This is a genomic window from Micromonospora sp. NPDC050795, assembly GCF_044456785.1.
GTDB lineage: Bacteria > Actinomycetota > Actinomycetes > Mycobacteriales > Micromonosporaceae > Micromonospora.
On record NZ_JBITGE010000055.1, the window covers coordinates 21,931 to 30,173 of the forward strand.

Consider the following 8,243-nt stretch of genomic DNA (forward strand, 5'->3'; position numbering starts at 1 on the left):
TCGCGTACCGTTGCCGCTCATGGGTGTGTCGCAACGGTTCAAGAGCAAGTTCCGGCGGTTCCTCCAGCGCCCCGGCTCGACCGTGGATCTTGCTCCGCTGGAGAAACTGCTCCCGGCGATCGAGGCGCGCGAGGCTGAGCTCACCGCGCTCGACGACGCCGAGCTGACCGCGGCAGCGGGTGCCGCCGTCGGTTACGAGGAGATCTGCGCCGTCGGCCGTGAGGCCGCCCGCCGCGGCCTCGACCAGCGGCCGTACGACGTGCAGCTGCTCGGCGCCATGTCGCTGCTCTCCGGCAAGGTCGCCGAGATGGCCACCGGTGAGGGCAAGACACTGACCGCGACGATCGCCGCGTACGGGCACGTCCGGCTCGGCAACGGTCCGGTGCACGTGCTCACCATCAACGACTATTTGGCCCGCCGCGACGCCCAGTGGATGGAGCCGGTCTACACCCTGCTCGGTCTCACCGTCGGCTGGGTCAACGAAGCCTCCACCCCGCAGGAGCGGCGCGACGCGTACGCCTGCGACGTCACCTACGTCTCGGTCAGCGAGGCGGGCTTCGACTACCTGCGCGACCAGTTGGTCACCGACGTGGAAGACCGGGTGCAGCCCGCGCTGACCACGGCCATCGTCGACGAAGCCGACTCGATCATGATCGACGAGGCCCGGGTGCCGATGGTCCTGGCCGGCGCGGTGCCGGGCGAGCAGGACCCGGTGCACGCCGCCGCCGCGCTCGTCCGTGGCCTGCGCAAGGGCAAGCACTACACGGTCGCCGAGGACGGGCGCAGCGTGGCGTTCACCTCCGCCGGCCTGGCCGCCATGGAGGCCAAGCTCGGCATCGACCTGTACGACGAGGAGCACGTCGAGCAGCTCTCCGCGGTCAACGTGGCGCTGCACGCGCACGCCCTGCTGCACCGTGACGTGGACTACATCGTCCGGGACGGCTCAGTCGAGCTGGTCGACGAGATGCGCGGCCGGGTGGCCCAGCGCCGCCGCTGGCCGGACGGTCTCCAGGCCGCTGTCGAGGCCAAGGAGGGGCTGGACGCCACCGCCGAGGGCGAGGTGCTCGGCACCATCGCCATGCAGGCGTACATCGCGCTCTACCCGAAGGTGTGCGGGATGACCGCCACCGCGGTGCTCGTCGGCGACCAACTGCGGGAGTTCTTCAACCTCGAGGTCGCGGTGATCCCGCCGAACACCCCGTGCATCCGCGAGGACGAGCCGGACCGCATCTACGCCACCCGGGCGGAGAAGGACGAGGCGCTCGTCGACGAGATCCAGCGCGCGCACGCCAAGGGGCGGCCGGTGCTGATCGGCACCCTGGACGTCAAGGAGTCCGAGGGGCTCGCCGCCGGGCTGAACGCCGCCGGGGTGCCGTGCGTCGTGCTGAACGCCAAGAACGACGACGAAGAGGCCACGATCATCGCCGAGGCCGGCGCGTACGGCGCGGTCACCGTCTCCACCCAGATGGCCGGCCGTGGCGTCGACATCCGCCTCGGCGGCAGCGACCAGACCGACCAGGAGCGGGTCGCCGAGCTGGGCGGGCTCTACGTGATCGGCAGCGGCCGGCACGATAGCCGCCGGGTGGACGACCAGTTGCGTGGCCGGGCCGGCCGGCAGGGCGACCCGGGCGGCTCGGTCTTCTTCGTCAGCCTGGAGGACGACCTCGTCGTCCGGCACGCCGCCGACTCGGTGCCGGCGTCGCCGCGGATGAACGCCGACGGTCTGGTGACCGACGAGCAGGTCGACTACGCGGTGGAGCACGCCCAGCGGGTCGCCGAGGGCGTCAACCACGAGATCCACCGCAACACCTGGCGCTACAGCGTGGTCATCGAGCAGCAGCGCAAGGCCCTTGCCGCGCGCCGGGAGCGGCTGCTGACCAGCGACGTGGCCGCGGTGATGCTGCTGGAGAAGGAGCCCGAGAAGGCCGGCGAGATGGACGAGGACCTGCTCGCCCGTGCCGCCCGGTCGATCGCGCTCTACCACCTGGACCGGCTCTGGGCCGAGCACCTGGCCGAGCTGTCCGAGGTCCGCGAGGGCGTGCACCTGCGCGCGCTGGGCCGGCTCGACCCGCTGGACGAGTTCCACCGGGCCGCGGTGCCGGCGTTCAACGACCTGATCCCGGAGATCGAGGCCCGCACCATCGCCACCTTCACCGAGATCGAATTCGATGAGGACTGGCAGCCCGACGACGGCACCCTGGTCCGTCCCACCGCCACCTGGACGTACCTGGTGCACGACAACCCGTTCGGGTCCGAGCTCGACCGTCTGATCGCGTCGATCGGGCGGCGACTCGGCGGCGGCTCGCGCTGACGGATTGACCGTCGGGGCCCCGACCGCGCCTTCGCGCGCGGCCTGGGCCCCGATTTACGCCGTTTCGACCCGGGTTTCCCAGGGTAGTAGGGCTGGTCGGTCGAGTCGGGAGAGAGCAGACGATGACAGAGGTGACGAAGCGTACAGGGCAGACGCGAGACGGCACGGAGGCTGCGAACCGGTGAACCTCGACACGCGGGAACCGGTGGTGCACACCCTCGGTGTGCTGGAAGCAGCCGCACTGTTGCGGGAGCTGACTGCCGGGCTGATCGCCCTGACCGACTTTGATGAGGCGTTGCTGGCCCTGGTCCGCGTCACGCGGGATGCCGTCGCCGGAGTGCGCTGGTGCGGGTTCACCGCCCTGCGGGCCGGCGAGCCGGCCGGGGTAGCCGCGTCCGACGACGGGCTGGCCGGGCTGGACGATCTGCGACACGGGCCGGACACGCCGGCGATGAGCGCGATCCACCTCCGCGAGATGATCCTCGCCGCCGACCTGACCGCTGAGCCCCGCTGGCCGGCCTGGACGGCGCACGCCCGCGACCTCGGCGTACGCGGGGTGATCTCCGCGCCGGTCGACATCGACGACCAGGTCATCGGGGCGATCAACCTGTACGCCGCCGCGCCGGACCTGCTGACCCCGCAGCACCAGTTGACCGCCATGCTGCTCGCCGAACACGCCGGTCTGTTGCTCGCCGCCGTCCGTGACCGCAACCGACAGCTCACCCTCGCAGGTGTTCGAGACGCCTCACTCCTGCACGACGGGGTGGTGGGCCAGGCCGTCGGCGTCATCATGACGCAGCGCGGGTGCCCTCCGGCCGAGGCCCTCGACGTGCTGCGTACCGCCGCCTCGTCGCTGGACATCCCGCTGCGCGAGGTGGCCGAGCGCCTGGTCCGGACGGTCTCCCGCCAACGCGACAACTGAACCCGGCCGGCACCTCCACCGTGGCGCCGCCCGTGAGTCCTTGAACCCGGGGTGTCGCAGTCGCGCGGACGCCCCGACTTCCGGGAACCCGAGTTGATCAGCGCTGGTCTGACGGCGGCTTCGGTGCCCGTTCTTTCTGCTGCCGGCGAGTCGGGCGGCGTCGTTTCGTCGCGACCGCCCTCGGGTAGCACTCTGGTCAGGTGAGCTGCGCCGACCCGGGGGAGGACCGATGCAGAGCCGGCTGCGGGTGCAGGGGCACCCGATCCAACCAATGCTCGTGACGTTCCCGCTCGGGCTCTTCGTCAGCGCCACCGTCTTCGACCTCACCGACGTCGTCGGCGGGCCCGCGTTCCTCGGCGAGGTCGGCTACTGGACGGGCGTCGCCGCGCTCGTCGCCGCCGCCCTGACCGCCGTGGCCGGCATGGTCGACCTGTGGGACGTGCCGGGCGACCGTACCCGCCGCACCGCTGTCGCCTTCAACCTCGTGAACGCGGTGATGGCAGCCATGTTCCTGCTCACCTGCCTGGTCCGGTCACACTCCCCGCAGCGCGGCGCGTCGGTCACGATCCTGGCCACCGAGCTGGTCGCGTTGGCCGTCGGCGCGGTCGGCGTGCACCTGGGCGCACGGCTGATGCGTCAGTTCGACAGCGGACGTACCGAGACCGGCGGCCTGGACGCGCTCGCCGGCATCCGTGCGGCTGGTCGGCCCACGATCCGCTGACACCGTCGCTCCCGAAGATCTCGCGCCTGCCACCTGAGCCCCGCATAGCACCGCTCACACCGGCTGCGCCAGCTCGCGGGCTCTTCCCGGGCGGACCTGGCCGAGCCGCACGGCATGGGCCCGAGGGCGCTGGGATCCTCCAGACCGCTCTCGAAAAGCAGGGGCTCGCGGGACCCTCGGCCGGGTAGCGGCAATTGGGTTGCCGGCCGGGTGACCGGCCGCGAGGCTGACCGCCATGACCGCTGAGCGTGACGCCGAGGACTTGATCGCGGAGGCAGCCGCCGCGCCCGTCGATGGTTGGGGCTTCGACTGGCTGGCCGGCCGCGCCACCGAGGAGCGTCCACCCTGGGGGTACGCCCGACTGGTCGCCGACCGGATGGCGCGGGCCGACGCCGCGCTGGACGTGGACACCGGCGGCGGGGAGGTGCTCGCCGAAGTGCCGCGTCCCCCGACATTGTTGACGGCGACCGAGGCGTGGCCGCCGAACGTGGAGGTCGCCCGCCGGACCCTGCGTCGGGTCGGCGCGTCGGTGGTCGCGGTCGCCCCGGACGGGCCGCTGCCGTTTCGCGACGCCTCGTTCGACCTGGTGGTCAGCCGGCATCCGGTGCGTACCGACTGGGTTCAGACGGCCCGGGTGCTGCGGCCCGGCGGGACGTTCCTGTCCCAGCAGATCGGGGCCGGCACCATGCGGGAGTTGAGTGAGGCGATCCTCGGACCGTTGCCACCACCGACCCAGCGGCACCCCGAACACGCGGTCGCCGTCGCCGAGGCCGCTGGGCTGCGGGTGGTCGACCTGCGTCGGGCCACGCTGCGGGCGACGTTCGCCGACATCGGCGCGGTGGTCTGGTTCCTGCGCAAGGTGATCTGGACCGTGCCCGGGTTCACTGTCGACCGCTACCGCGCACCTCTGCGCGATCTCCACCACCGCATCGCCGAAGAGGGCCCTTTCGTCGCCCACGCCCAACGCTTCCTCATCGAGGCCACCCACCCCTGAACCCCCCACCCCACCCCTGTCCCGCCCCCGCTGGACCCCCGCACGAGCCGGACCCCCACACGCGTCGATCTTGCACTTTCTGTCCCGGCAAAAGCCGTCTAGAAGGGCAATCCGACCGCCGAAACTGCAAGATCGGGGGCTGTCTCGCTAAGGGTGTTTTCGGCGATTTTGGTTAGTAGGTTTCAGCGGCTGGGAAGCGGTCGCTGAAGGTGATGGCGAAGGCGTTCAGGGTGGGTTTCCAGCGCGTCGTCCATCGGGTTCGTCCTGCTCCGGTGGGGTCCAGGGAGCGGGTCACCAGGTACAGACACTTCAACGCGGCCAGCTCGTTGGGGAAGTGGCCGCGGGCCTTCACGGCCCGCCGGTAGCGGGCGTTCAACGACTCGATCGCGTTGGTCGAGCAGATCACCTTGCGGATCTCCACGTCGTAGTCGAGGAACGGGATGAACTCAGCCCAAGCGTTGTCCCACAACCGGATCACCGCCGGATATCGGTCGCCCCATTTCTCGGCCAGGTCGTCGAACGCGGCTCGGGCCGTCTGGGCGTTGACGGCGGTGTAGATCGGTTTGATGTCGTGCTTCAGCGCGTCCCAGTACTTACGGGAGGTGAGCCGGAACGTGTTGCGGATCAGATGGATGATGCACGTCTGCACGATCGTGCGGGGCCACACGTTCGTCACTACCTCGGGAAGGCCCCACCTCCACCAGATGCGGCTGGAGTATTAGATCCACAGACCCTACAAGTCTGTTGACGTTTCCACACTGTGGATCTAATGCCCTATATCACAATCGGTGGTGACGGAGCGTGGCGGGGTGTCGTTCCCCACCCTCTCGTACTTCAGCGGTGGGGTGGCGCTGATGTGCCTGGTGTCGTGGTGTGCGGTGGGGATGTGCGCGAAGGGGAGGCTGAGCGGGGACGGGTGGGGGTGGGGAAATAGCCGCGGTCCTCGCGGTTGGCGGCTCTCGGCTGTGCTGAGGCAGTAGCGGTCGACAGCCTCGCCGCGGCGGTGATGCCCGCCGATGTCTTGGTTGGAGTTCCGGCTGGTGGCATGGTTGGGGTGGGGAGGCGCCAGGGGGCGCCGGGGCCGGGGCCGGTCAGGGCGTTGGGACCGGTCAGGGCGGTGGTGGCGGTGTTCCCTGCGGGGACGGGCCCGGCAGGGACGGCTGCTGCGGATTGCAGCCGCCATTTGTTGTCGGGGAGCGCGGTTGGGTTGTGGTGCAGGCCGTGCGCGGCCAACGCGGTGACCAACGCCGGATCCGGCGTTGCCGCCCGCCCCCCGGTGGCCGAGCTGTTCCGCAGTGCGTGCACCAGTTGGCCGATGGGAACAGGGACGGTATGACCGGGCAGCGTCACTGTGATGTTCTGCGTGATGGGGGTGCCTACCGGTAGGCGGTTCAACGCCTGGGCATAGTCCTGATCGGGCCAGGTGATTCTGGCGCCGCTGGGTTGCAGCCGCCATTTGTTGTCGGGGAGCGCGGTCGGGTTGCGGTGCAGGCCGTGCGCGGCCAACGCGGCGACCAATACCGGATCCGGCGCCGCCGCCCGCCCCCCGGTGGCCGAGGCGTTCCGCAGTCTTCTCACCAGTTGGCCGATGGGAACAGGGACGGTATGACCGGGCAGCGTCACTGTGGTGTTGTGCGTGATGGAGGTGCCTGCCGGCAGGCGGTTCAACGCCTGGGCATAGTCCTGATCGGGCCAGGTGATTCTGGCGCCGCTGGGTAGCAGCCGCCATTTGCCGTCGGGGAGCGTGGTCGGGTTGTGGTGCAGGCCGTGCGCGGCCAACGCGGCGACCAATACCGGATCCGGCGCCGCCGCCCGCCCCCCGGTGGCCGCGATGCTCCGCAGTCTGCTCACCAGTGGGCCGATGGGAACAGGGACGGTATGACCGGGCAGCGTCACTGTGGTGTTGCCCGTGATGCGGGTGCCTGCCGGTAGGCGGTTCAACGCCTGCGCATAGTCCTGATCGGTCCAGGTGATTTTGGCGCCGGTGGGTAGCAGCCGCCATTTGCCGTCGGGGAGCGTGGTCGGGTTGTGGTGCAGGCCGTGCGCGGCCAACGCGGTGACCAACGCCGGATCCGGCGCCGCCACCCGCCCCCCGTTGGCCGCGATGCTCCGCAGTGTGTTCACCAGTTGGCCGATGGGAACAGGGACGGGATGACCGGGCAGCATCACTGTGGTGTTCTGCGTGATGTGGGTGCCCACCGGCAGACTGTTCAACGCCTGGGCATAGTCCTGATCGGTCCAGGTGATTTTGGCGCCGCTGGGTAGCAGCCGCCATTTGCCGTCGGGGAGCGCGGTCGGGTTGCGGTGCAGGCCGTGCGCGGCCAACGCGGCGACCAATACCGGATCCGGCGCCGCCACCCGCCCCCCGCTGGCCGAGGCGTCCCGCAGTGTGTTCACCAGTTTGCCGACGGGAACAGGGACGATATGACCGGGCAGCATCACTGTGGTGTTGCCCGTGATGCGGGTGCCTACCGGCAGACGGTTCAACGCCTGCGCATAGACCTGATCGGAATACTTAGGTGCCATCCGGATCTCCTCATCTATTCGATACTGGCCTCTCAACGAGCGATGACAGTCACGCGTTCAACAGTTTCCCGGCTTGCCCCTGATCTTGCAGGGCGGTTGCAAGTTCCGGGGTTGTGTGGCTGGACGAGTTGTGACCGGTTGTGGGCCTGCCCCGTTTTGACGGACATCCGAGATCAGGGGACCTGGGGTCTCCGGGAGGATGTCCAGCATCATGGAGAGTATGGGGAAGAAGCGGCCTCGGCCTCGGCGTTCGTTGAGGCCGGAGTTCAAGGCTGAGATCGTCGAGTTGTGCCAGCGAGGTGACCGCACGCTGCGGCAGGTCAGCCAGGACTTCGACCTGACCGAGACGGCGGTGCGTGAGTGGGTCAAGCAGGCCGGACTCGACACCGGCGTCCGCGCCGATGGGCTGACCACCGACGAGCGGGCCGAACTCGCACAGCTGCGCAAAGAGAACCGCTGGCTGCGCGAAGACGTCGATGTGCTCAAACGGGCGACGGCTTTCTTCGCGAAGGAGACCGGTGAACGTGCACCCGTTCATCGCCGCGGAGCAGGCCGGCAAGCACAACGTCAAACGTGTCTGCGAACTGCTCGAGGTCTCCCGATCGGCCTACTACCAGCAGAAAACCGGCACCCAGTCGCAGCGCGAGCGGGTCGATGCCCGGCTCACCGACAAGATCACCGCGCTGCACCAACGGTCCAAGGGCATCTACGGGGCGCCGCGGATCCACGCTGACCTCACCGAGCAAGGGCTACGGCACGGCCGCAAACG

At 69.7% G+C, this 8,243-nt stretch carries 6 protein-coding genes and 2 pseudogenes; 6 read left to right on the plus strand and 2 right to left on the minus strand.

The genetic code is table 11. From position 1 onward, the window contains the following. Positions 1-19 precede the first annotated feature (19 nt). The 4 genes from secA2 to ACIBEF_RS30700 all read left to right on the plus strand — a co-directional run bounded on the left by secA2 (position 20) and on the right by ACIBEF_RS30700 (position 4,948). Complete coding sequence (gene secA2, locus ACIBEF_RS30685; protein WP_396796844.1) at positions 20-2,311, plus strand: accessory Sec system translocase SecA2; 2,292 nt, start codon at positions 20-22, stop codon at positions 2,309-2,311. Between the two features lie 181 nt (positions 2,312-2,492). After that, positions 2,493-3,233, plus strand: a complete 741-nt coding sequence (locus ACIBEF_RS30690; RefSeq protein ID WP_396796845.1) for a GAF and ANTAR domain-containing protein — start codon at positions 2,493-2,495, stop codon at positions 3,231-3,233. 229 nt (positions 3,234-3,462) lie between these two features. Then, the gene (locus tag ACIBEF_RS30695) at positions 3,463-3,954 is read left to right on the plus strand and encodes a DUF2231 domain-containing protein (protein WP_396796847.1); all 492 of its coding nucleotides are present in this window, start codon (positions 3,463-3,465) and stop codon (positions 3,952-3,954) included. Between the two features lie 235 nt (positions 3,955-4,189). After that, positions 4,190-4,948, plus strand: coding sequence for a class I SAM-dependent methyltransferase (locus ACIBEF_RS30700; RefSeq protein WP_396796849.1), 759 nt, complete (start codon positions 4,190-4,192; stop codon positions 4,946-4,948). A gap of 172 nt (positions 4,949-5,120) precedes the next feature. Here the strand turns inward: ACIBEF_RS30700 and ACIBEF_RS30705 are convergent. Further along, a pseudogene (locus ACIBEF_RS30705) lies at positions 5,121-5,639 on the minus strand (transposase); the annotation flags it as partial. A 143-nt stretch (positions 5,640-5,782) separates the two neighbouring features. Further along, a complete protein-coding gene (locus ACIBEF_RS30710; protein ID WP_396796851.1) occupies positions 5,783-7,474 on the minus strand; it encodes a hypothetical protein in 1,692 nt (563 codons plus the stop codon). A 220-nt stretch (positions 7,475-7,694) separates the two neighbouring features. On the opposite strand from ACIBEF_RS30710, the pseudogene ACIBEF_RS30715 reads away from it, so the two are divergent. Then, positions 7,695-7,916 (plus strand): annotated as a pseudogene (locus ACIBEF_RS30715) (transposase); the annotation flags it as partial. Between the two features lie 76 nt (positions 7,917-7,992). Then, a partial coding sequence (locus ACIBEF_RS30720; protein ID WP_396796852.1) for an IS3 family transposase occupies positions 7,993-8,243 on the plus strand: 251 nt, incomplete at its 3' end.